This window comes from Paludisphaera rhizosphaerae (assembly GCF_011065895.1).
Taxonomy (GTDB): Bacteria; Planctomycetota; Planctomycetia; order Isosphaerales; family Isosphaeraceae; genus Paludisphaera; species Paludisphaera rhizosphaerae.
In genome coordinates, this window is the sequence record NZ_JAALCR010000012.1 from 57,659 (window position 1) to 81,580 (window position 23,922).

At 65.9% G+C, this 23,922-nt stretch carries 19 protein-coding genes; 13 read left to right on the forward strand and 6 right to left on the reverse strand.

Annotation, left to right across the window (positions count from 1 at the left end; all coding sequences use genetic code 11):
* The first annotated feature begins 15 nt into the window (after positions 1–15).
* Positions 16–1,710: a hypothetical protein gene (locus tag G5C50_RS16750; protein WP_165071224.1), complete on the forward strand. Its 1,695-nt coding sequence runs from the start codon at positions 16–18 to the stop codon at positions 1,708–1,710.
* Between the two features lie 447 nt (positions 1,711–2,157).
* Here G5C50_RS16750 and G5C50_RS16755 read toward each other — a convergent pair whose 3' ends face one another.
* Together G5C50_RS16755 and G5C50_RS16760 are read right to left on the reverse strand one after the other, a co-directional pair.
* Positions 2,158–3,327, reverse strand: coding sequence for a SpoIIE family protein phosphatase (locus G5C50_RS16755; RefSeq protein ID WP_165071226.1), 1,170 nt, complete (start codon positions 3,325–3,327; stop codon positions 2,158–2,160).
* Between the two features lie 205 nt (positions 3,328–3,532).
* On the reverse strand, positions 3,533–4,618 hold the full coding sequence (locus tag G5C50_RS16760) for a ferrochelatase (protein ID WP_165071228.1): 1,086 nt from the start codon (positions 4,616–4,618) through the stop codon (positions 3,533–3,535).
* 482 nt (positions 4,619–5,100) lie between these two features.
* Here G5C50_RS16760 and G5C50_RS16765 point away from each other — a divergent pair, with 482 nt between their 5' ends.
* The gene (locus G5C50_RS16765; protein WP_165071229.1) at positions 5,101–5,988 is read left to right on the forward strand and encodes a hypothetical protein; all 888 of its coding nucleotides are present in this window, start codon (positions 5,101–5,103) and stop codon (positions 5,986–5,988) included.
* A 33-nt stretch (positions 5,989–6,021) separates the two neighbouring features.
* Here G5C50_RS16765 and G5C50_RS16770 read toward each other — a convergent pair whose 3' ends face one another.
* Both G5C50_RS16770 and G5C50_RS32380 read right to left on the reverse strand, forming a co-directional pair.
* Complete coding sequence (locus G5C50_RS16770) at positions 6,022–7,350, reverse strand: right-handed parallel beta-helix repeat-containing protein (RefSeq protein WP_165071231.1); 1,329 nt, start codon at positions 7,348–7,350, stop codon at positions 6,022–6,024.
* Positions 7,351–7,363: 13 nt separating this feature from the next.
* The gene (locus G5C50_RS32380; RefSeq protein ID WP_206107745.1) at positions 7,364–8,473 is read right to left on the reverse strand and encodes a M15 family metallopeptidase; all 1,110 of its coding nucleotides are present in this window, start codon (positions 8,471–8,473) and stop codon (positions 7,364–7,366) included.
* Positions 8,474–8,622: 149 nt separating this feature from the next.
* Here G5C50_RS32380 and G5C50_RS16780 point away from each other — a divergent pair, with 149 nt between their 5' ends.
* The 7 genes from G5C50_RS16780 (at position 8,623) to G5C50_RS16810 (ending at position 16,028) form a co-directional block, all read left to right on the forward strand.
* Positions 8,623–9,525: an alpha/beta hydrolase gene (locus G5C50_RS16780; RefSeq protein ID WP_165071233.1), complete on the forward strand. Its 903-nt coding sequence runs from the start codon at positions 8,623–8,625 to the stop codon at positions 9,523–9,525.
* Between the two features lie 94 nt (positions 9,526–9,619).
* Positions 9,620–10,321, forward strand: coding sequence for a metal-dependent hydrolase (locus G5C50_RS16785; RefSeq protein ID WP_165071235.1), 702 nt, complete (start codon positions 9,620–9,622; stop codon positions 10,319–10,321).
* A gap of 88 nt (positions 10,322–10,409) precedes the next feature.
* Positions 10,410–11,351, forward strand: a complete 942-nt coding sequence (locus tag G5C50_RS16790; RefSeq protein WP_165071236.1) for a hypothetical protein — start codon at positions 10,410–10,412, stop codon at positions 11,349–11,351.
* Positions 11,352–11,466: 115 nt separating this feature from the next.
* Positions 11,467–12,003, forward strand: coding sequence for a hypothetical protein (locus G5C50_RS16795; RefSeq protein WP_165071238.1), 537 nt, complete (start codon positions 11,467–11,469; stop codon positions 12,001–12,003).
* A 275-nt stretch (positions 12,004–12,278) separates the two neighbouring features.
* Entirely contained in the window at positions 12,279–13,235 is a 957-nt protein-coding gene (locus G5C50_RS16800) for a DUF1559 domain-containing protein (RefSeq protein ID WP_165071239.1), read from the forward strand.
* Between the two features lie 337 nt (positions 13,236–13,572).
* Positions 13,573–14,667, forward strand: coding sequence for a hypothetical protein (locus G5C50_RS16805; RefSeq protein ID WP_165071240.1), 1,095 nt, complete (start codon positions 13,573–13,575; stop codon positions 14,665–14,667).
* Positions 14,668–14,903: 236 nt separating this feature from the next.
* Entirely contained in the window at positions 14,904–16,028 is a 1,125-nt protein-coding gene (locus G5C50_RS16810; protein ID WP_165071242.1) for an Ig-like domain-containing protein, read from the forward strand.
* A gap of 6 nt (positions 16,029–16,034) precedes the next feature.
* Here the strand turns inward: G5C50_RS16810 and G5C50_RS16815 are convergent, their stop codons facing one another.
* Complete coding sequence (locus G5C50_RS16815) at positions 16,035–17,024, reverse strand: prenyltransferase/squalene oxidase repeat-containing protein (protein WP_240907122.1); 990 nt, start codon at positions 17,022–17,024, stop codon at positions 16,035–16,037.
* A gap of 144 nt (positions 17,025–17,168) precedes the next feature.
* Entirely contained in the window at positions 17,169–18,197 is a 1,029-nt protein-coding gene (locus G5C50_RS16820; protein ID WP_165071243.1) for a DUF3500 domain-containing protein, read from the reverse strand.
* Positions 18,198–18,512: 315 nt separating this feature from the next.
* Here G5C50_RS16820 and G5C50_RS16825 point away from each other — a divergent pair, with 315 nt between their 5' ends.
* The 4 genes from G5C50_RS16825 (at position 18,513) to G5C50_RS16840 (ending at position 23,871) form a co-directional block, all read left to right on the forward strand.
* Complete coding sequence (locus tag G5C50_RS16825; protein ID WP_165071244.1) at positions 18,513–18,809, forward strand: STAS domain-containing protein; 297 nt, start codon at positions 18,513–18,515, stop codon at positions 18,807–18,809.
* Positions 18,810–18,946: 137 nt separating this feature from the next.
* Positions 18,947–19,414: a response regulator gene (locus G5C50_RS16830; RefSeq protein WP_165071246.1), complete on the forward strand. Its 468-nt coding sequence runs from the start codon at positions 18,947–18,949 to the stop codon at positions 19,412–19,414.
* A 255-nt stretch (positions 19,415–19,669) separates the two neighbouring features.
* Positions 19,670–22,039: a chemotaxis protein CheA gene (locus tag G5C50_RS16835; protein ID WP_165071247.1), complete on the forward strand. Its 2,370-nt coding sequence runs from the start codon at positions 19,670–19,672 to the stop codon at positions 22,037–22,039.
* A complete protein-coding gene (locus tag G5C50_RS16840) occupies positions 22,036–23,871 on the forward strand; it encodes a methyl-accepting chemotaxis protein (RefSeq protein ID WP_165071248.1) in 1,836 nt (611 codons plus the stop codon). The genes G5C50_RS16835 and G5C50_RS16840 overlap by 4 nt, the downstream gene beginning before the upstream one ends.
* Positions 23,872–23,922: the final 51 nt, after the last annotated feature.

Consider the following 23,922-nt stretch of genomic DNA (forward strand, 5'->3'; position numbering starts at 1 on the left):
TGCGGACCAAGTCGTATGAAAAAATTCGTATTAAAAGAACTGATCCTACTCTCCCTCAAGGAGGAGAAGGCGCGCAGGGTCGAGTTCGACTCGCAGGTGACGCTGGTCAAGAGCAAGCGGAACGGCAGGGGGAAGTCATGCCTGATCAAGAGCATCTACGGTAGCCTGGGTGCCACGGCCGGCAAGGTCCAGGATTCGTGGAAGCATGCGAAGGTCATCACGCTCGTCAGCATCGAAGTCGAAGGGAGACTCCACCGCATTCTCAGATCCGGCAAGTCCTTCGCGCTGTTCGATGCGGATGACTCTTTCGTCAGGAAGTACACCGGCATCACCAAGGGGTTTGGACCCTTCCTGGCGAACTTGCTGGATTTCCGGTTGCAGCTCCTGTCCAACGAGAACGAGCTGCTGGTGCCGCCTCCGGCCTACATGTTCCTGCCATTCTACATCGATCAGGACACCGGATGGTCGAAGCCGTGGAATGCGTTCGAAAGGCTCAGCCAATTCCAGCGATGGCAAGTCCCCGTGGCAGAGTATCACACGGGCATTCGCCCGAATCGTTATTACATCGCCCAGGGCGAGGCGAAGAAATTCCAAGAGGAGTTAAAGGCCCCAACCCAGCGACGGGACGTCTTGAAGGGCATTCAACTCGATCTCGAAGCACAGATGAAGGTCGCCGATTTCAGCATCGACGTCGAAGCGTACCGGGAGGAACTACGCGAACTCTTGGTGGTCTGCGACGAACTCAAGAAGATGCAGGACGCGATCAAGGAGGAGTTGGTCGCCCTCTATAACAACAAGACCGTCACCGAAGCCCAGATCGTCATCGCCAAGGACGCCATCTCTCAGGTCCGGTCCGATTATAGGTACGCCTCATCCGGCGAGCGGGACGACCATGTGTCGTGCCCCACCTGTGGCGTCGAATACACGAATTCGTTCGCCGAGCGATTCGCCATCGCCTTGGATGAGGAGCGATGCGCTCAGTTTCTCGATGATTTGAACGGAGACCTGGATAAGATCGACGCCGATATCGCAAGCGCGAATCAGAAATACGGCGATCTCAACACGAAGGTGTTGCGAGCGAACGAGCTGCTAAGCACGAAACAAGGCCAGGTCGAACTCCGGGACATTATCGAGAGCGAGGGGCGGAAAAACGTCCAACAAATCCTGCGGCGGGACATTCTTCTCGTCCAAGGCGAGATTGATCGGGCCGAGAAGGAGATCGAGGATCGCAAGGCCATCATGAATGCCGCGACGAGCAAAGGTCGGACGAAGTCGATTATGGACGACTACCGGGAATTCCTTGGTAGATTCCTCCTCCACCTCGACTGCCACAACGCTCCGGAGTCGATGACCAAGAAGATCTACTCGACGATCAACGCGACGGGCAGCAACCTGCCACGAGTTCTGCTGGCGTATTTCTTCAGCATCTTGAGCGTGATGGACAAGCAGTTGCCCGGTTCCCTTTGTCCGATCATCATAGACACCCCGAATCAGCAGGAACAGGACACCGTAAACCGCGACCGCATCTACAATTTCATCAAAGAATTCAGGCCGCCCGCCGCCCAGCTGATCCTGGCCCTAGTGGATCAGGGCGACGTCGATCTCGGCGGCAAGGTGATCGAGCTTCACGAGAAGAACAGCCTCTTGAATCAGGCCGAATTCGAAGAACATTCCCCCCGAATGACGCGGTTACTCTCGTACTTGCATTGAGCATCGACGCCTGGGCGAGAAGGACTCTTGGCCGCTGGCCACGCACATCCGACTAGGCAGCCCAGGCAACAACCGTAGACCCACCACAGTCCTCGCAATCGCCTTAGCCAGCAACCTTCTCCAAGAAGGTGTTGAACCCGCGAAACTGAAAGGCGAAGCCGGAGCCATATTGAAGGTGAGGGCCCAACGCCCGCATCGTTCATTGGCAATCCGAGTGCAGGGGAACAGCGGTCGCGGAGCTTGCAGAAGTGCGCGAACGAACCCACCCAATGAATAAGACAACCCTTTTAACAACAATGACTTGCATCCAAAAATCCGCTTGGCTCGGTTCGCGAGCGAACCCAATTTGGGGTTCGCTGGGCTGAGGGTGGGGGCGGCACGATCGGGCGGTCTGCGATCGACGGCGAAGGGCTCAGTCTGGCGTTGGCGGCGTCTTGTGGGGAGGGGTTATTTCTTGGCGGCGTTCTGCACGATGATGATGTTGATGTCGTCGGCCGGGTGATTGGGGGCGGTGTGGGCCTGGATGGCGTCGTCGACCTGGTTGAGGATCTCGATCGGGTCGTTGCCGTGGTGGCTTTGCAGCAAGGTCTTGAGCCGCTCCTCGCCGAAGACGACGTCGGAGGGGTCCATGGCGTCGGGGAGGCCGTCGGTGTAGAGGATCAGCGACTCGCCCGGTTCCAGGCGGTCGGCGTCGCCGGCGGTGCCGTCGACCATGCCGATCCCGAGCATCCCCGGGTTCGACTTGAGCATCCGCGGACCGTTCGGCCCGACGATGATCCCCGGCGGGTGGCCAACCCCCGCGTAGCGGAGCAGGCCGGTGTCCTCGTCGGCGATCAGGTAGAACCCCGTGCAGAAGTAGCCTTCGGGGAAGTAGTGGCCGGCCGAGACGTCCAGGCCCGCCAGCAGCTCGCCCGGCTCCAGCACGGCGATCGACAGCCCGGCCGCGAGCGCCTTGACCATGCCCGAGAGCATGGCCGAGTTCACGCCGTGACCGGAGACGTCCGCCACCAGCACCCCCAGCCGGTTGTTGTCGAGCCGGTAGAAGTCGTAGACGTCGCCGCCAAGCTGGTTGGCCGGCGTGTATCGCACGGCCACCCGGAGCACGCCCCGAGGGCTGGGGGGCCGAGGCATCATCGCCTCCTGAACCTTCCGCGCCAGGTTCAGCTCGAACGTCAGTTTCTTGTGAGCGGCCTCCAGCAGGCGGTTGCGCTCGGCCAGCTCGGAGTGGAGGTCGGCGATCCGCAGGTGGGCGCGGATGCGGGCGAACATCTCCTCGATGTCGTCCGGGCTCTTGGGTTTCTCGATGTAGTCGTCGGCCCCGGATTCCAGGCCGGCGACCTTGTTGCGGGTCTCGCCCAGGGTCGTGAGCATCAGGACGGGGATCGTCCGCAGCTCGGGATCGTCCTTGACCCCCTTGCAGAGCCCCGGGCCGTCCAGCTCGGGCATCTCGTAGTCGGTCAGGATCAGCTCCGGGCGCGGCTCCTCCTTGGCCTGGGCGAGCCCCTCGACCCCGTTGGCGGCCGTGCGGACCTCGTAACCCTGCTCCTTCAGGAGCGTGCCGAGCATCCGGCGCATCGTGGAACTGTCTTCGACCAGCAAGATGCGACGCGACGACATCGATAGCACTCCAAGCCCGGCTCGAATCGCTCGAGGCACCGTCACGGAACGCGGACAGGACTTCCTGCTTATTATCGCACGACCCACGGGGGTCTGATCGCAGGAAGTCGGTTCGTCGGCGTTCCCGGACGGTGGAGCCGCCCCTCAGTGGGGGGGCCTCCCATAATAGGGAACCGCGAGCGGCGATGCCTAGAGCCTGGCCGACTCAGGCCGACGCGTGGGCGTGGTGCGACGGCTTCCGGGCCGGCGGCAGGCAGCAATCGGTGGGGCAAGCGTCGTGGCTCGGCCCGAACCGGCCGACGGCCCGACGCTCCTCCTCGGAGGCGCCGTGGAGCCGTTCGCAGATCAGCTCGCGAATCATCCGGACGAAACCCCGGTGGGTTCCGACCGTCCGCGACCGCACCATGTTCAGGCCGATCCGCTCGCAGAGGATGCGCGCCTCCTCGTCGAGGTCGTAGAGGACCTCCATGTGGTCGGAGAGGAAGCCGATCGGGTGGACGACCACTTCCTCGGCCCCGCCGTCGCGGAGGGCCTGCAAGGCGTCGAGGATGTCGGGGCCGAGCCAGGGGTCGCTGGGCCGGCCGCTGCGGCTCTGATAGACCAGCGACCAGCGGTCCTCACCGACCTTCAGCTCTTCGGCCACCAGCCGACAGGTCTCCTGAAGCTGCTCCTCGTACGACGAGTTCACAGCCATCGACTCCGGGATGCTGTGAGCCGTGAAGACGATCGGGACGCGCCCGCGTTCCTCGGCGGGGACCTTCGCCAGAGCCTCGCGAACGCGGTCGGCGTTGGCGGCGATGAACTCAGGGTGGTTGTAGAAGACGCGGACCTTGTCGACCTCCGGCGCGTCCGGTCCAACCTCCTCGCGAGCCCGACCGACGTCCTCACGATACTGGCGGCAGCTCGAATACGAGCTGTAAGCCGCCAGCACCACCGCCAGCGCCTTCTTCACGCCGGCGGCGGCCATCTCGCGGAGGGTGTCCGGGAGCAGGGGGTCCCAGTTGCGGTTGCCCCAGTAGATGGGGATCGTCACGCCGTGGCGACGGAGCTCGGGCGCAAGGCCGGCGATCAACTCGCGGACCTGGGCGTTGATCGGGCTGACCCCGCCGAAGTGGTGGTAATGCTCGGCGACCTCTTCCAGCCGCTCGCGAGGTATGTTCCGACCGCGTGTGACGTTCTCGAGGAACGGCATCACGTCCTCGGGCTTTTCCGGACCGCCGAAGCCGATGACCAGGATCGCATCGTACTCGGGCTTCGAACCACTCCCCTCGGCGACGTTGCTTACGATCATTCTTGATGTACCACCAGGTGCAAGAGGATTGATCACGCCTGCATCTTGAACGGGTCGCCCCCGATCGACAAGCCCATCCGGGTCCGTCACCCTCGGCGATCCGTTGCAGCAGGCCCAAAGCCCGCCAGGAATAACAACGCTTAAGAATCGAGCCAGGGACTCGGAAAAGAGTCGTCCAGCGGTCCATGTGGATTCGAGGAATCATGCGATGCCGCGACAATCGGCCGCAAAGCGCATGCCACCGCTCAAATAGGCAACCTGGAGCGTATCGAACCGCAATTATGTGAACCTGGAAAGTTTCTTCAGCCGACACCTCGCCATTCTTGACGGGGCATCGCCCGAGGAATGGAAGAAGTTGCCCAGCGACGTGGCAAACGAGTGATTGAATGGACTTGTTTGCGGATCGTCCGCTCGCCAAACTCCTGGAGATTCGGCCTCGGATGCTTGAAGGTGCAAGAAATCGACCGACTCGAGGACTTGAGATGTCGACGGAAGGGAAGCCAGCCCCGAGCAAGAGGCTGGGGTGCTGGGCGCCGAGCGTGTTGGTCGTCAGTCTGACCGTTCTTCAGGTGAGCGACAGTTCCCTATCGGTTGGGGCCGTTCTCCGGGCTCTGGCGATCTCCGTCGGCTGCCTGGTGGTGTTCACGGCCGCCGTGTTGACGTTCGCCATGGTCAGGGCAGCGCTGCAGAATCGTCGACGGTTTCGCCACCCGGTCGACCCGCAACCGGCTTTGACGACGCGCGACGACCCCGACGCCGCCCCAGGGTTCGCGGTCGCGGTCGATCGCATGGCCGCGGCTCTCACTCCTCTGGGCTACTCATCGCCGGCCTTCCTCAACTGCCAATCCGCCATCGGCCCGATCGTCGTCGCCCTCATGATGAATGAGCGAACGAGAACGGTCGCCCGAATGTCGTCGACTCTCGGCGGGCAGTCGATCCACCGGATCGTGGGGCCCAGCATTGCGACGGGGTTCGTGGACGACACGCATCATCTGACCTTCCTCCAGTCGGAAACCTATTGCAAGTTCTCGACATTCCCCCGTCACAAAGGCTCGACCCGCTTGATCGTTCTGGACGTTGACGACCCCGCAGTGGTCCTCCAACTTCACGAGGCGGCCGTCGAGCGACGCATCACCGGCAGAAGGACGCTGAGCTCCTCCAATCCGGTCGAATTCCAGCGCGAATCCAGCCGCCGCGAATGGGAGGCCCGCGTTCGCGCCGGTGAAATCGTCCTGGACGGCGACGCCTACCGCATGACCTATCTTTGGACCTTGAAGCTCGCCCTCCAACTGACGCCGCCCATCCCTCAACTTCGCGTTCGCGCCGCGCGTCGTCGCACGGCGAAGGCCCTCCGTGAGTTGAGCGCCTGAACTCCTGAAGCAAGGTCTCGTTGATCCGACGCCCTACGGTTTCAGCTCGACGTTCGAGACGCCCTCGGAGCCCGGATGAAAGACGTTGCCCGAGAAATGCAGTCCGACGGGGGCCGTAGGCCCGCCCTCGACGAGGACGGCGTAACGATACGAGGGAGCGGCGGCGGGGAGGTCGTCGCGGTCGGACGCGTACACGACGTTCCCCTGGATGACGACGTCGGTCAGCGGGGGGTTGTCGGGGAGCTGGCCGTGGTCGAAGCGGAGGGGATAGCCGGGATGGCCGCCCCAGATCCATCGGGTGACGCCTCGGCCGAAGTCGCTGATGATGTTGTTGGCGATGATCGAGCCGCCGTCCACGTTGGCCGCCGAGGCGGGGCGTCCGTCGTCGCTCGGTTTCGCCCGATGCGACGCCGCTCCAGGCATCAGGCCGATGCTCCAGAGCGAGTTCCGCGCGAACTGGTTGCCGATCACGACGACGTGCCGCGAACCGTGCATCGCCTTCATCCCGATCAGGGCGTCGTCGACGGTGTTCTGAGCCAGGATCACGCGATCGGCGTGGATGTCGAAGCCCTGGCCCGCGCGTTCGACGTGGTTGCCGAGAACCCGCGTGAAGTCGGTCGATTCGGGAGAGGCGATGTGGACGGCGGTCCCCTGCATCCAGTTGTCAGTCTCCCCCCGCTCCCAGTCGCGGACGCCCGCGAGACGCCCCCGCACGGCGTTCTTCTTGATGAACTTCCCCAACTCATGCGTGCGCTTCAATTCAGGAGTGGCGACGAGCCGGTCCTCGCGGATCGTGTTCCCCTGAACGAGCGTCCCGCGGCATTCGGCCACCAGGATCCCCGTGCCGATGACGCAGCGAAAGGCATAGCCGTTGTCGGGCGAGTCCGTCCGATCGTCGACCCCGATGCGCTGGTAGTTCTGCACCAGACAGCCGACGACCCGTCCGTCCTCGCAGCGCCGGAGTTCGATCGTGGCCGATCGACTCTGATTGTCGAGGACTCGAAGGTCGGCGAGCGTCACGTCGCGCGAATCGGTGGCGATCACCGCCTGGGCCTCGGTCTCCTGGCGTCCTTCCGGCCTCGTGAGCGTGAGGCCGCGGAGCAGGGCGCCGTCGGCGTGGTCGATCCGAACGATGGCCTTCGAGGGGTCCGTCTGGATGATTCGCCCCGTCCCCGAGAGCCCTCCGCCGGGCGTTGCGATCCGGATCGTCTCATGGATCTCATGATCTCCCGCCGGCACCTCGACGACCTTGCCGGGGTTGGCGTCGAGCGCCTCCTGGATCGTCGCGTACCCCGCGACGGACGGCCCCTCGGCCGAGATTCCCGAGAGACAGAACGCCAGCACGATCGCGCACCCGTTCATGTGAAATCCGGGCTCAACCGCCCGCTCCCAGCTTCTCGAAGGGGACGTTCTGGATGGGGTACTTCCGCCAGTCCTGGTAGTCGAAGTGCCACCATTCCTCGGGGAGGGCGATGAAGCCCTCGTCTTCCAGGGCCTTGCGGAGCGTGGCGCGGTTGAGGGCCTGGGCGCGGGTGACGCCGGGATAGTCGGCGAAGGCGCATCGGGAGAAGTCGTCGTAGCCGGTGGGCATGTCGACGGCCTTGCCCGTCTTGAGATCATAGAGCGACAGATCCACGGCGCATCCTCGGTTGTGTCGCGAGCCCTTCGCGGGGTCGGCGACGAAGTCGTGGTACTTCGGCGGGGTGGCCTCGCGGAAGATCTTGGTGACGTACCAGGGGCGATAGCCGTCGTGGATCAACAGGCCCAGGCCCTTCTCGCCGAGCTTCACCTGCGCCCGCTTCAAGGCCTCGGCCGCGGGGCGTTGCAGGAACGCACGAGGGGTCGTGTAGACCGGGACGCCCAGGAAGTTCTCGGGCGTGGCGTAGCGGATCTCCAGCTTGATTCGCGGGTCGAGCGTCGTCAGGTCGACGAGGTCGGCCTTGAGGAACTCGCCCTCTTCCTTGGGTGGTTCGGCCGTCAGGGCCTCGGCGCGGATCTGTTCGATGGGGCGAGTCGGTTTGATGCGGAACATGCCGGCGGGTGGGGGTTCGGGATTGAGGGCGACCTGGCTCTCGACCCACCGCCCCTTGAGCGTGGCCGGCAGACGATCGAAGAAGGCGTCCGGGAGCCTGTGGATCAGGCGGCCGTCGGCGTCGAGCATCTCGATCGCCCGATAGAGCCCGTCCGCTTCGCGTCGCCAGCCGAAGGTTCCGAGGTCGCCGCTGTAGGCCCAAACCTCATCGGGCGTGGCCGAGAAGACGAACCAGCGCGACCGGGCCGAGCCCAGGTCGAAGCCGAGGATTTCTCGGTCGCCGGCGTCCTTGACGCTGAGATCGACGTGTTCGTTGGCGACGATCAGGATCGTCATCGTCGCGGCGCCGACTTCATAGACGCCGGGGCGAACGAGAAGCAGGTCGTTCCCCCAGGTCGAGCCGCCGCCGAGGAGCAGAACCAGGGTCGCAAAAGCGTTCCGAATCGGCTTCATGGCGTTCCTCCATCAAATCTGGCCGGGCCATGTTACCATCGAGCACGCGCCGGGTCAGTGAGGCGTTCTGAAACCCAGGACGCGGCGAGAAGGTAATCAATCGTCGGACGCATCCAGAGGATCGGGCCAAGGCGAATTCGGAGCGACGCATGAAGACCTGGGCGAAGTGGGCGGGGTTGACGGTGTTGCTGATGTTCTGCGCGGCGCTCGTGCTGGCCCGCCAGGAGCCGACGCCGCCGGACTCGGTCGTCTTCGAGAAGGACGTGGCGTATCGCGAGGTCGACGGCGAGACGCTCAAGCTGGACATCGCCCGCCCGAAGGACGGCGACGGGCCGTTCCCGTGCGTCGTCTTCATCCACGGCGGCGGCTGGCGGGCGGGGGACAAGCGCGACTTCCGCGGCGGCATCTTCGGCATGGCGGGGCAGGGGGCCGTGGGGGTCTCGGTGCAGTATCGGTTCGCCCCCAAGCACCCCTTCCCGGCGCAGGTCGACGACGTCAAGGCGGCCGTGCGGTACATCCGCGAGCACGCGAAGGAGTTGAAGGTCGACCCCGACCGCATCGCCGCGCTGGGAGGCTCCGCCGGCGCCTACCTGGCCCTCATGCTGGCGACCACCGGCGACGAAGACCCGAAGGATGGGACCTCCAGCGCCGTGAAGGCGGCCGTCTCTCTGGCCGGACCGGTCGATCTGACGATCACCTATCCGATCGCCTCGCGGTTCATGCTCGACGACTTCATGGGGAAGGATCACAAGGACGACCATGCTGCGAAGGAGAAGGCCAGCCCGCTGCATCACCTCAACGCCGGCGACGCCCCGGTCCTGCTGATCCACGGGACCAAGGACGAGCTCGTCCCGTATGAACAGATCCCCCCGTTCGCCGAGGCCTGCAAGAAGGCCGGCGTCGAAGCCGAGGTTCTCACCATCGAAGGGGGAGGCCACGGCGGCGGCGACGCCGAAGCCCTGAAGAGGGCGATCGTGAAATCCGTTTCCTTCCTGCGCAAGCATCTGGGCATGCCGCCGATCCCGGGGCTCGACGAAGCCGAAGCCCGCTGATCGCCGCCTCTCCCTCGGGTATGATGGAGGGCGTCCGCGGCGTCCCGGCGCGCCGCCCTCCTCCCCCGGAACCCGAGAGACGAGACGAACCACCATGTCCACCCGCCTCCGCTGGCTCGGCCACTCCGCGCTCCTGTTCGAAAACAACGGCCGGCACGTCCTGATCGACCCCTTCCTCACGGGCAACCCCAAGGCGGCGATCAAGCCCGAGGACGCGCCGGCGGACCTCATCCTGATCTCCCACGGCCACGGCGACCACGTCGGCGACGTCGTCTCCATCGCCAAGCGCACCGGCGCGACGGTCGCCACCAACTACGAGATCTCCGGCTGGCTCCAACAGCCCGAACAGGGGCTTTCGAAGGTGGAGGGGCTCCAGCACGGCGGCGGGTTCACGTTCGACGACTGGGTCCGCGTCAAGCTGACGCTCGCCTTCCACGGCTCGGCCCTTCCCGACGGCTCCAACGGCGGCAACCCCTGCGGCTTCCTCCTGACCTTCCCCGACGGGACGAAGGTTTACGACGCCGCCGACACCGCCCTCTTCGGCGATATGTCCCTGATCGGCGACGAGGGCCTCGACCTCGCCCTTCTCCCCATCGGCGACTACTACACGATGGGCGTCGAGGACTCCATCCGAGCCGTCAAACTGCTGCGGCCGAAGTACGTCGTCCCCATTCACTACAGCACCTTCCCCACCATCGCCCAGGACGCCGAAGCCTGGGCCGATCGCATCCGGAAGGAGACGCACTCCAAGCCCGTCGTCATGGATCCGGGGGACTGGTTCAGCATCCCGAAGTGAGCCGAACAGCCACTGATAAAGCCACGCTTGTATTAGACCCTGACGATCTTGAAGCCGTCTAAATCTCGGCCAACGAGAGACCAGCAAGATGACCCCTACGCCTCCCCGAAACTTGGCCGCGGAACTGGCGGCGCTCGATGAGAAGATCAACGCGCTGCTGCCTCCGCGGTACCAGCACTGCTATGAGACGGTTTCGCCGACGTCGATGGGTTCGGCGGGGCTGATCTACGGGGCGGACGGACAGATCGCCTGGGATCGGATCTGGACTTCGTTCTGCGACCTGGCCCTGGCCGGCGGTCCACCGCATCGGGGAAGGCTGCTGGAGCCCGTATCTCCGGACGAGGTGAAGGCCGCCCCCGAACGCCAGCGCATGGTGATCGCCGAGATCGACCGCGCCGTCGGCATGACATCGGGTTTCCGAGTGCTCGACGGCTATGAACCGGGATGGGTCGGCGTGCCGTGCACTTCGGAGGCGGAGGCCTCCTGGCTGCACCTGGCGGTTACGGCGGAAAACGTCTCGATACGTCGGCGGGGGCTCGTCCTCCAACTGCCGGCCGGTCCCGCGTTCCGCCCCGAGAAAGAGATCAAGAACCTCGTCGTGGCCCTGGCGAAGACCTCCCACTACTGGGAAGGCCACCTGACCGACTCCCAGCAATCCCTGGGCGGCGAGGCCGCCTGCGAGGCCGCCTCCCCCACCGAAGCCGCCGCCGATCCGACAGCTTACGAGGCCGCTCAGGCCGTAATCGAGGGAGCCTTCCGCGCTTCCGGCCTGCCGTCTTCGTCCCGTCGCTACGTCGGCTGGGCGGGTGTCGAAACAGCCGACGAAGAGGAGGCCGGCTGGCTCCTCCGTGCCATGCTCGTCGAGCGCGTCCCGGTCCGCCGGGAAGAGAACTCGCTCTTTCTCCCCGTTCCCGCAACCAGAAATCCAGAGCCGCAAGCGCGGGTTGCGCAAGCATTTATACACATTTGGAATCTCCGAAAAACTTCGTCGAACCGCCCCGCCTGGCGTCCCTCCAGCCGCCCCCGATGACTCCAGCCAACGAACGAATGATTTAGGACTGAACCCTACGGTCTCCGCTGCGAGGGCATGCAAACATCAAGAAAAGAAGCGAGAATCTTGACGCTCGGCACCCGGCTGACTATGAATGTTCTTCTCGCAACTCTTCCTCCTCCTCTCCCTAACATCGATCGGTTCTCACCTAACTCGGGGTAATGCCCTCGTGATTCGGAGCGGATTTGTGAATTTTTTCACGCTCGATCGTTCTCGCAAGACGTTCTGCGCGGTGTTGATGGGGATGGCTGCAGGCTGCGGCTCTGGCGAGACTGGAGACGGCATTGCGCGAGAGCCGATCTCGGGCAAAGTCACGTTGGGCGGCGCTCCTTTGAATAACGCCTCGATCCAGTTCATCCCTTCTGATCCGAAGGCCGGCACCGGTACGTCTGCCGAGATCAAAGCGGGAGAATTCGCCATCCCCAAGGAGCGTGGCGCGGCCCCTGGGGGCTATAAAGTCATGATCTCTTCGGTCACGACCGATGATGGATCGGCTAGCGAAGCCCCAGGCGCGCCGTCGAAGCCCAAGGCCGATCCGATCCCCAAGAAGTACAACGTCAACTCGACGCTCAACGCCGAGGTCAAGGCTGACGCTCCGAACGAGTTCACCTTCAGCCTCGACACGAAGTGACGGATCGCTCGCCGATGTCAGTCTCTGCCCCTTTTCCAGCCCTGATGCCACGATACTCCTGAGGAACGTCAGGCTCGATGCGCTCGCACCAGCCGACGCCGCAGGCCCCCTTGCAGTCCGTCCCATAAGTCCCGATCGCTCTACGTCCGGTTTTCGATCGCTTCACGGCCGACCCGTAGCCCCGGAAGGGTGCAAGGCTCGGTCTCGACGTGATCGTGCGCCCTAACTCCGTCTCTTTTATTCCGCACGTCGCCATCTTGTAAGAGGAGGTCGCCTTGCAGAGTTCCAAGTCGCGCCGCGCCTTCACCCTGATCGAACTGCTGGTCGTCATCGCGATCATCGCCGTCCTTATCGCCCTGTTGCTGCCGGCCGTCCAGGCCGCTCGCGAGGCCGCCCGCCGCGCCCAGTGCGTCAACAACCTGAAGCAGTTGGGTCTGGCGATGATGAACTATGAAAGCACCAACACATCTTTCGCTCCTGGGCGAAAGGGTTGCTGCTTCGGCACCTGGGTCGTCTTCGTGCTCCCCTTCCTGGAGCAGGGGAACATGTACGCGTCCTGGAACTTCACGGGGAGCCCTCAGTGGGACCCGAGCTCGCCGATGTTCCGGTACAACGGCGTGGCCAACTCGACGCTGACGAACACCCGCATCTCGGCCTTCACCTGCCCGAGCGACACGCCCAACACGCAGTTCAACGGCATCCAGTGCTATAACTATGCGGTGAACTTCGGCAACACCGGCAACGCGCAGCAGACCACGCTGAACGGCATCAACTTCGGCGGCGCGCCGTTCACCGACATGATCAGCTCGGCCAACGGCGGAGCGACCACCGCCCAGTCCGGCGTGGTCACCATCGGCGGCCTCTCCGACGGCACGAGCAACACCATGATGGCCAGCGAGGTCATCATCGGCCAGGGCGTGGACCTCCGCGGCTTCGTCCACTGGGGCGACGCCTCCGGCTTCGAGTCTTACCTTGCCCCCAACAGCAAGGACTTCGACCGCATCTACTCGGCCAGCTACGTGAAGTACCCCTACATGACCAACCCGCCGGGCGCCGTCTCCACGACGACCGCGCCGAACATGGTCGCGGCCCGCAGCCGGCACTCCGGCGGCGTGAATGCGGCGATGTGCGACGGCAGCGTCCGGTTCATGAAGGACAGCATCAGCCTCCCGATCTGGCAGGCTCTGAGCACCACCAAGGGCGGCGAGGTCATCAGCGCCGACGCCTACTGATCCTTGACGGCGGCGGGCGATGCGACGATCGCCCGCCGCCTTTTCGCTCCCTTCTCGCTCTGGCCTCACGCCCCCCATCCCTGCCGACACGGCCCGCCTCCCATCACGTCCCTGGCCGGCCGCCCGTGGTTGAATACGTCGGCTTCTTCTCTCGACGGCCCTGGTTGTCGAGACGCCGCGGTTGGATTCGTCGCTATGTTCGAACGAGTCGAGACGACGAATCGTCGCGATCGATTCGTCGTCCAGCCCGTCGACAACGCGCATCCGCCGCGATAGCCTTGGCGGATCGCATCTCGAAACTCGGCATGGATCAAACAACCGGGAGAAGGAGACGAAGATGCTGAGAGCCGTCCGTTCCGCCGCGGCCTCGTTCGCGGCGCTGACGTTGGGTGCAGGGGCCGTCCTGGGCGGCGACCTGACCGACAGCCTCAAGCCGGGCTCGCCTGAGATCAAGTCGGCCGGCGCGTTGGCCTTCGGGCCCGACGGCGTCCTGTTCGCCACCGACCAGCCGGGCAACGCCCTGTTCGCCATCGACACCGGCGACCGCGGCCAAACCAGCTCGCAGGCCCCCGCCGCGGTCTCCGTTGAGGGGATCGACGCCAAGGTCGCGGGGATGCTTGGAACCACGCCTGATCAAATCCTGATTCGGGACATGGCCGTCAACCCGGCCTCGGGCAACGTCTATCTCTCGGTCGGGCGGGGCAGGGGGCCTGACTCCCCGTCCGCCATCGTCCGGGTGGACGCCAAGGGAGAGATCCAGGAGCTGCCGCTCAAGGGTGTGAAGTTCGCCAAAACCGACCTCGCCGGCCTCTCCACCTCGCAGCGCGGCCGCCAGGACGCGATCACGGATCTGGCCTTCGTCGACGGCCGCGTGTTCATTGCCGGCCTCTCGAACGAGGAGTTCTCCTCGAACCTCCGCACGGTGCCGTTCCCGTTCACCTCGGCCAGTGCGCCGGGGACGCACATTGAGATCTACCACACCTCGCACGACCGGCTTGAGACGACCTCGCCGATCCGGACGTTCGTCCCCTACGAGATCGACGGCAAGCCGTTCATCCTGGCGGCCTACACCTGCACGCCGGTGGTGAAATTCTCCGTCGCCGACCTTCAGCCCGGCGTGAAGATCAAAGGCACGACCATCGCCGAGCTGGGCAACCGCAACAAGCCCCTCGACATGATCGTCTACAAGAAGGACGGCCTCGACTACATCCTGATGGCCAACAGCAGCCGGGGCGTCATGAAGATCGCCGCCGACCGCGTCGGCGCGCAGGAAGGGCTCGTCAAGCGCGTCAGCGACAAGGCCGGCCTCACCTACGACACGATCGCCGAGTTGAAGGGTGTCGAACAGCTCGACAAGCTCGGCCGCGATAGCGCCGTGGTCCTCGTGCGCAACGAGAAGGGCGTCGACCTCAAGACCATCGCGCTGCCTTAAGGCCCAAGGCCGCAGTGGTCCCCCCGTAAGAGTTCAAGGCGAAGCCGTTGACAACGTCCCTTCTCCCTTTGTGGGAGAAGGTGCCGCGCAGCGGCGGATGAGGGGTTCACAACCCAAGGCCTACGACGTTGACGTTGTGGCCCCCTCATCCGGCCTTCGGCCACCTTCTCCCACAAGGGGAGAAGGGAGGGTTTCTCTGTGCTTTCCCCAGCCAGCTCTCGGATCATGTCGAACCGATGAACCAGATCCGAATCCTCCTGCTGCTCATCGCGCCAAGCTTCGGCGACGGTCCGTCGGTCGTCTTGCATCGCCAGAACGACAAGGCGACCGTCGACGTCGAAGGTCTCTACAAGGCCGACCTGGACCGGCTCGCGAAGGCCGACTGGGAGGCTCGCGAGTGGGCGACGCTCTTCGCGGTCTCCGTCGCCGGTCAGGGCTCTGAACAGCCGCCGATCCTCGGTTCGTATCGGGTCGAGGAAGGCCGCCTGCGGTTTGAGCCTCGCTTCGCTTTCGTCCCCGGCCTCCGGTACCGCGCCGAGTTCCGTCCTGGCCGTCTATCAGGCCGCGAGGGCGTCGCGTCGGTCTCGGCTGAATTCTCGCTGCCGAAACCGCCGCCCGCCGCGCCGACCGTTGTGAATCAGGTCTACCCCAGCCGGTCGACGCTCCCCGAGAACCTGCTCAAGTTCTACCTCCACTTCAGCGCTCCGATGAGCCAGGGACGCGCCTACGACTTCGTCCACATCCTCGACGCGAGCGGCGAGGAGGTCGAGGGGGCGTTTCTGAAGCTCGACGAGGAGCTCTGGGATCGCGACGGCGTCCGCCTCACGCTGTTGATCGACCCCGGCCGAATCAAACGCGAGGTCGGTCCACGCGAGGGCTTCGGGCCCGTGCTCGAGGCCGGCAAAAGCTACACGCTCCTGGTTGACGCTCGATGGCCCGACGCCGAAGGCCGTCCGCTCGGAACGCCCTACCGGAAACCATTCCGCACAACGGCCGCCGACGTCGTTTGCCCCGACGTTCGGTCCTGGCGCGTCCGTCCGCCCGCCGCCGGCTCGACTGACGCACTGATCGTCGAGTCCCCCAAGCCGCTCGACCACGCCCTTTTCAATCGACTGGTTCGCGTGCAGAGCGCGGATGGGCGCGACGTGGCCGGCCGGGTGGTCGTGACCGACGAGGAGACTCGCTGGTCGTTCACGCCCGAGCGCCCCTGGACGGCCGGCGCCTATAAGCTTGCGGTCGGGGCGACGCTGGAGGATCTCGCCGGCAACAACCTTCAACGGCCTTTCGAACTCGACGTGTTCGAATCCGTCGGCCGTCGGATCGACGTCCCGGTCGTCCACCGCTCCTTCGAGATCCGTTGAGCCCCGTCACTTCGCATTAACGGCCCGCGTGGCCAGAAGAGCCTGGAGCGCCCAGCCGGTCGTGGAAAGGCGTTGGGCGTAGCTCTCGCCGTCAGGGGGGCGGGTCGTTTCGGCCCAACTGCCGTCGGGACGCTGAACGGCGGCGAGATACGCGCGGCCTCGGCGGATTGCCTCCGATCGCCCGGGGAACTCTTCGTCCCGGCAGCGAGCGAGGGCCAGCAAGACCATCGCCGTATCGAACGGCTCGGCCGGGGCGTTGAGGAACGGCCCCCAGCCGCCTCGGGATGCCTCGCTTCGGCCGATCAGGTCGAGCGCGCGCCGACGCTGGGCGACCGCGTCGGGGTCGTTCTCATCGACCAATCCCAACACGACGGCTGCGGCGTCGAGGACGCTCCGAACCGGAGTCTTACGTAGCCAGCGGTCGGCCCGATCGAGGGGCGTAGTGAACCGCTGGAGGTCGGCCGCGCGGAGCGATCGACAAGCCATAACCGTCGCCAGGACCGGCCCGTACGTGGCTGGCGATCCGACGTTCCCCTCCACGTCCACCCGCCACGATCCGTCGCCGCTCTGGTCTCCGGCGACCTGATCGGCGGCGCGCGTCAAAGCTCCGCGATCCTTCGATCGCCCCGAATCGACGGCGTCCGCCAGGGAGGCCGCGAACTGGATTCGCGCGAGCACTTTGTCGCTGAACGGCCCCTCGCCGCCGTTATGCTCCCAGCGCTCGGGGCGTTCCAGCCAGTCGGTCGTTTCGCCGAGCGTTGCGTCGGCGATCGGCTCGCCGAGCCGGGCGGCCTGATAGAGCGCCCGGGCGGCGTCGCCGTTGTTGTGGCAGGAGAAACAGTGATTCTCGGGTCGCCAGCGAGGGACCTCGCGAGACAGATACGCAAGAGCCCGAGCTTCCACCCCGGGCTCCTCCGCGACGGCCAAGGCCGCCGAGTTCAGGATCATCACGTAAAGGGTTGTCTTGCCCCAGAAGATGACCACAACTCCAGCCAAGGGCCGCCATGGGTTCCATGACCACGCTCGTCGTGGGCATGCGATCGGCGACAGGTCATGGCCACGCAAGCGTGGCCATGCCACCCAGTTTCGTTGAATCCCAAGGAAGGGAGACGTCTCTTCGTCCCCTTCGGATGTCGATACTTACGCCGTTCGCGAGACGTTCAGCCAGGCGTGTACGTGGGGAGCGCCCCGGAAGTACCAGGAGAAGGCAGGGCCTTCGAGCTTCCAGATGTCCCAGATGCCGTCGTCGCCGATGTCATCTTCCTTGAAGAACGTGAGGCGGAGCTTGTCGACGCCGCCGTTGGCTTCGAGGCAGCGGCGAACCTCGGCGGCGTCGCACTCGCGGAAGAGGGCCAGCATGGAATCGATGAGCTTGGAGGTCATCTGCTTCTGCTGGCCGTCGAGCGTGCCGATCGAGAGGCCGGTCGAGGCCAGCTTCTCCCCCTTCAGCTTCACAGTGTCCGAGGCGTCGACCTCGGCCTCGTCGACGAGCGCCTGCTTGCGCTGCTTGTCGTCGAGGGTGGCGAAGATCTTGTTGGCCTGCTCGGCCTGGGGCCACCAGACGTTGCCGGTGTGCTTGGCGTCCTCGTTGTCGGTGCCGGCGGCGTGGCCGTAGAAGATGGGGCCTCCAAAGGCTGAGGCGGCGACGCTGTCGCCGTCGACGCGGAGGGTGTCGTGCCGGCCGGTCAGCACCCACTCAAACGGCTTGTCGCTCTCAGGCTCGCCAAAGACGGCGACGTGGTAAGCCTCGAACCCCCCGGAGTCGTCCTTCATCTGCCGCATGAACCGCTCGTAGCCGTCCTCGCTGGAGAGGTTCTTCATGATCTCGCGACAGATCGCCTGCTGCTCGGTGGAGAGGTCGCGGATCGAGGGCTTGACGATGCTCCAGTTGTTCTTCACCACCGATCGCAGCTTGTGGTCGAACGGAAAGCAGATCGCCTCACGCTGGGAGGGACTGAGCGACTTGTAGAACCGCGCGACGGCCGTCTCGGCCAGGTCGGAAGGGCTGGGGCGGTCCTTTGCCGGCTTCGCGTCCGACGCCCACGCCGCCGCGCCGAGCCCGGGGACCGAGGCCCCCAGAACTCCCGCGCCCAGGCCGCGGAGAAGGTCGCGCCGCGTCCAACCTTCGCAACCGTCGACTCGTTCCGATCGAGGGGCGTCGTTCGCCATCGCTGCGGCTCCCGGGGTAGAGGCGCGCCCGCCACGGGCGCCTGGAGGGGAAATAATCCACAAGAGTTTAACCTAGTGACACGTTCCCTGCCCGTCAACAAGCTGGCTCCCGACGACTGCGAGCCGCCCTTGATTCGCGTAGTCGGCAAACTCACCTCCTCTGTCTGACCGTCCATGTGATAAAATACAGAATGAGGGCGTGGGGGAGTCGGACGACACATTCTCGACTCCCGGTCGTGACGCCGATAAGATCGTGACGGCGCATGGATTTGGAACGTAGCCGACGAGGGCGCGGTCGAAGGCCGCGAGCCCGCCTTGGATTCTACGAAGACCAAGACGGTGGGCCTTGAAGGACCGGCGACGATCTACGAGGTCGCCGGGCTGAAGGAGGCGTTCCGAGAGGCCCTGGCCGAGGGGGGAAACCTCCGGGTCGAGCTGGACGAGTCCACAAAGTGGGACCTGGCGGGGTTGCAGCTGCTGGTTTCGTGCGTGAAGACGGCGCAGGCGGAAGGCCGCCGGCTGACGCTGGCCAAGGTCCCTCGGGCATGCGTGGAAGCAGCCGAGCGGGCCGGACTGTCGGCCTGGCTGGAATCGGCGACGGAGCACGATTAGAGCGAACCGAAAGAGGGCGGCGGCGGTCGGGTTGAACCGAAAGGGGTCGTTGGAAGGGAATCAAAAACGACGTCGTCCCCGGGGGTCGGCGAGTGGACGCCGAGGCTTGGGGCGGACCAGCCAGTGAGGCGGCGAACATGGACTGGGTCTCTCCCCAGACGCTGACCGCACCCGCGGCCGGGCCATCGGGCCTCAAGACGCCCCACCGGCTCATCGGCGAGGCCCCCGGCTCGAAGTCCAGCACCAAGACCGTGCTCCACGCCGACGACAGCGGCTCGGTCCGTCGCTGGGTCGCCGATCAACTCGCCGGAATGGGCCTGAAGGTCGTTTCCGTCGCCGACGGCGACGCGGCGTTGCAGTACCTCAAGGACGGGACCTGCGACCTGCTCCTGACCGACCTGGAAATGCCCAACCTCGACGGCCTGGCCCTGCTGGCGGCCGTCCGCGAGCTGCCCTCGCATCGGTTCCTCCCCGTCCTGGTCCTCTCCAGCAAACAACCGGCGGAGTTCGCCCCGGCGCGTCGTCAGGGCGTCACCGGCTGGCTGGTCAAACCCGTCGACGGCGAGCACCTGCGCCGATGGGTGCGTCGCGTCCTGCCGGAGTAGCCGCCTGGTCCGGGTCCACCGATTGGCACGATCTCGATTCTCTCGCCCCGTCCACCGACGCCCGCCGACATCGGGTAAGTTACAAGTGCCCACATCCGGGAGGCGGCGCGGACTTCGCGCGCATACAATAGGCAAACGGGGCCGCCGAGGCGACGGCTGGGCCGACGAGGATCGCCGGTCGAGGAACCACTTCCAGGAGAGGCAACCGGACGGGCGGCATCCGCACCGTTCCCCTGCTGAGGAAGCGACCCGGCCTTGGGAAGCGCGGACGACCGATTTCGCGAGATGTTCTACGAGGAGGCCCGCGAGCTTCTCATCAGCCTGGAAGAAGGGTTGATGGAGCTGGAACGCCGGCAGGGCGATCGTGCGCACCTCGACAAGACCTTCCGCGCCGCGCACAGCCTCAAGGGCGCCGCTGCAATGGTCGGTCTGGGGACCATCGCCGAATTCACCCACGGTATCGAGGCCGTGCTGGATAAGATCCGCACCGGCGGCCTCGTCGTTGATTCGGACATCATCACCACCCTGCTGGAATCACGCGACCACCTCGCCGCCATGGTCGAAGGAGAGGCAGCCAACTCGCCCATCCCGGGCTCGGGCCACCTTTCCCAGCGCCTGGCCGCCTTGCTCTTTTCGTCGGGTCGTCGCGACGACCCCCGGCCGGCCTCCGCCGCGCCCGTGCCCGCCCCAGCGCCGGCGCCTCCCTCCGCCCCCCCACCAACCGCCCAGAAGCCCGAGCCGCCGAAACCGACCCCCGAACCCGAGCCCCCGGTCAGGCAGCCCGTGGTCGAGGTCGCCGCCGAGCCTCCACCCGCCAAACCGAAGCGACCTCGCCACAAGGCCGAGCCCACTCCCAAAGCTCACCCGAAGCCCAGGACGGCCCATCGCCAGACGATGCCCGCCGCAGCCGTCGACGAGCCGGCCGCGGGCGAGATCGTCTACAAAATCCGGTTCACCCCCGGCCCCGACGTCCTCAAGCGGGGGGTGAATCTGCTGGGCGTCTTCGACGAGCTTCGCGAACTGGGAAAACTGGACGTCCAGGCGAACATCGACGCCGTCCCCACTCTCAGCGGGTTCGAGCCTGAGCGGTCCTACCTGAGCTGGACCTGCACGCTGCGGACGACCGCCGAGCCGGACCGGCTGGACGACGTCTTCCTGTTCGTCGCCGAGGACGGCGCGATCAGCGTCGAACGCAGGCTCGCCGACGGCGCGTTCGAGGCGGTCGAAACGCCGCTGTTGAAGCTCCCCCCCGGAACCCCCGTCGCCACGCCCCCGTCGACCATCCCCCGGCCGACCCCTCCGCCCCCAGCGCCGGCGGTTCAGTCCACCACGGCCCATCCCGGCGAGGCCCCTCACCCGAAACCGAGCGAGGCCGCCGACGCGATCAACGGCCAGGCAAAAACCGCGCATGCGGCGAGGGCCCACGGCCGGATCCGGGTCGACGCCCAGCAGCTCGACGACCTCGTCGGCCTGGCCGGCGAGTTGGCGGTCATCTCAGACAATCTTCAGGGGCTTCGCGAGATCCGGAGCGCCTCGCCGTGGGTCGCCACGATCGAATCTCTCCTGCGCGTTAGTCGGGAGATCCGCGACACCACGCTGGACCTCCGCATGGTCCCGGTCGACGAACTCTTCTCGCGGTTCCCCCGATTCGTTCGCGACCAGGCCGACCGGACAGGCAAGGAGATCGACCTCCGGATCGTCGGCCAGGAGACCCGGCTCGACCGCACGATCGTCGAACGCCTGGGCGACCCGATGGTCCACCTGATCCGCAACGCCGTCGACCATGCGCTGGAGACGCCCGAGGAACGGGAGGCGATGGGCAAGCCGCGGGTGGGCCGGATCACGCTCTCGGCCGGGCATGAAGGCGACCGCGTGGCCATCAAGGTCGAGGACGACGGCCGCGGCCTGGACCGTGAGCGGATCGTCAGGAAGGGGGTCGAGCGTGGGCTCATCCCTCCCGGAACGCCGGCCGACGACCCCCGGGTGGTGAGTCTCATCTTCGAGCCCGGGTTCTCGACGCGCGACCAGGTCAGCGAGCTTTCCGGCCGGGGAGTCGGTCTGGACGTCGTCCGCGACTCAGTCCGGGCGCTCCGTGGAAGCCTGGCCGTGGAGAGCGAGCCGGGGCAGGGGACCTCGTTCATCTTCCGGCTCCCGCTGACCCTGGCCCTGATCGACGGGCTTCTGATCGAGACCGGCGGCGGGCGGTACGTCGTGCCGCTGGCGCAAGTTGAGGAATGCGTGGCGTTGGGGGGCGTCCAGCAGGCGCTCTCGGCCGGGAGGCCGTGCGTGACCGTCCGCGGCGAGCTGGTGCCGACGGTCTCGCTGCGAAACCTCTTCGGGATCGACGGCCCGCCGCCTCCTCGGCAGGAATTGCTGCTGACGAGACATTCGGGCCGACGCGTGGGGGTGGCCGTCGACCGCCTCAGTGGTCGGGTCCAGGCCGTCATCCAGTCGCTGGGCGAAGGGCTGCACAGCCTGAGCCGGTTCTCCGGGGCGACCATCCTGGGAGACGGCTCGGTCTCGCTCATCCTGGACCTGTCGGCCCTGGTGTCGGAATCGCGAATCGCCGAGAGCCATTCCCGTAACAAGCCCGCGGCCGGCGTGTGGGCGGAGAACGTGCGATGAAGCTGACCCTGCGAAAGAAAGTCACCCTGGCGCTGGTGGCCTTCGGGCTGATCCCCGCGGGAATCGTCGCGGCGACCGCCTACCTGACCGACGACCAGTTCAAGCGCAAGCAAGACCTCATCATCCAGACCGCGGCCGGCGCGATCGCGGACAAGATCTACGCTATCGCCCTGACCTCCCCCGAGTCGGCGAAGGCCGTCGAGGAGGGGCCGGAAGCCGGCGTCCTGCCCGACTGGAAGCCCGACGAGGAGGCCCGGCGGAGGATCCAGTTCGTCATCGGCGAGGTCGTCAAGCGCTTCGAGCTGGACAACGCCCACATCATGATCGTCGATCCCAACAACCGGCTGGTGATCGACCACCGCGGCCCCGCGGGAACCTTCGACGACAAGCAAGGGGACTTACCCACCCGGTACAAGGACATCCGCGACGCCGCCGTCGGCGCCGTCGTGGGGCACTCCCAACTGGACGGGGTCTCGGACGTGGTCTCGGGAGAGACGATCGTCCCCGAGATCGTCGGCTTCGCGTCGATCAAGCGGGCGCTGCCGACCGACGCGACGATCCGGCCCGGGTTCGCCGTCCTGACGGCCGTCCCCCTGGTCAACGCCTATGAGACGATCTACAACTCTCAATGGACGATCTTCAAGCTCCTGGTGGGGATCGTCCCTCTGACGCTTCTGTTGAGCTTCCTCTTCGGCCGCTGGTTCATCCGGCCGCTCTTGCAGATCATCCGGGTCACCGGCGACCTGCATCAGGGGCACCTCTACAACCGCACGGGGATCGTCCGATCGGACGAGATGGGGAATCTGGCTGGGTTGACGGACTCCGTGGTCGGCAAGCTGTCGGAGGTCATCAGCCAGATCCGCAACACGACCGACTCGGTCTCCACGGCGAGCAACGAATTGAACTCGTCGGCCCAGCAACTGGCCCAGGGGGCGCATGAGCAGGCGGCGACGCTCCAGGAGATCGGCTCCAGCCTCCAGTCGGTGGATGGGTCGGTCGCCCGCAACGCCCAGCACGCCCGCGACACGGCGAGGACTGCCAACGAGGCCAGCGCCCAGGCGAGCAAGGGGGGCGAGGCCGTCCATCAGACGGTGGCCGCGATGCGCGAGATCACGCAGAAAATTCTGATCGTCGAAGACATCGCCTATCAGACGAACCTGCTGTCGCTGAATGCGGCGATCGAGGCCGCCCGCGCCGGCCCGCACGGACGAGGGTTCGCCGTGGTCGCCGGCGAGGTCAAGAAGCTCGCCGAGCGCAGTCAGGCGGCCGCCCAGCAGATCAGCGACCTGGCCAAGAAGAGCGTGGCCGTGGCCGAGAACGCAGGCCAGCTCCTGGAGCGAACCGTCCCCATGATCCGCGACACCTCCGAACTGATCTCGGAAATCGCCGCCGCCAGCCAGGAGCAGATGAACGCGATTCGCGAGATCAACATCGGCGTCAAGCAGCTTGAGGACGTCGTCTCGCAGAACGCCGCGGCCAGCCACGAGTTGGCGGCGACGTCGACCGACCTGGCCCAGCAGTCGTCGAGCCTCCAACGTGAGGTGGAGTTCTTCCGACTGGAGGCCGGCGCCGCCTCATCGCCGCCGCCCCCCACGCTGGGCGGCCCACCACCTCGAGGGATCGCCCACCACCGGCCTCCCAAACGGCCCCCCGCGCATCTCGGCGAGATGCCGCGCGGCGAAACCCACCACGCGACCGACAACGGCTCCGGAGGCCGAGGCCACGGCGCCCCGCTGCCGCCGCCGGGACCGCCGCCGGGGATCGTCCCGCCGCCTCGAGGCGGGGTCGTGGTCAACCTTGACGACGACGACAATTTCGAGCGATTCTCATGAGGGCCGGAGTCGAATTCGACGCGACCACGCGACCCCACGCCCCGGGAGGGC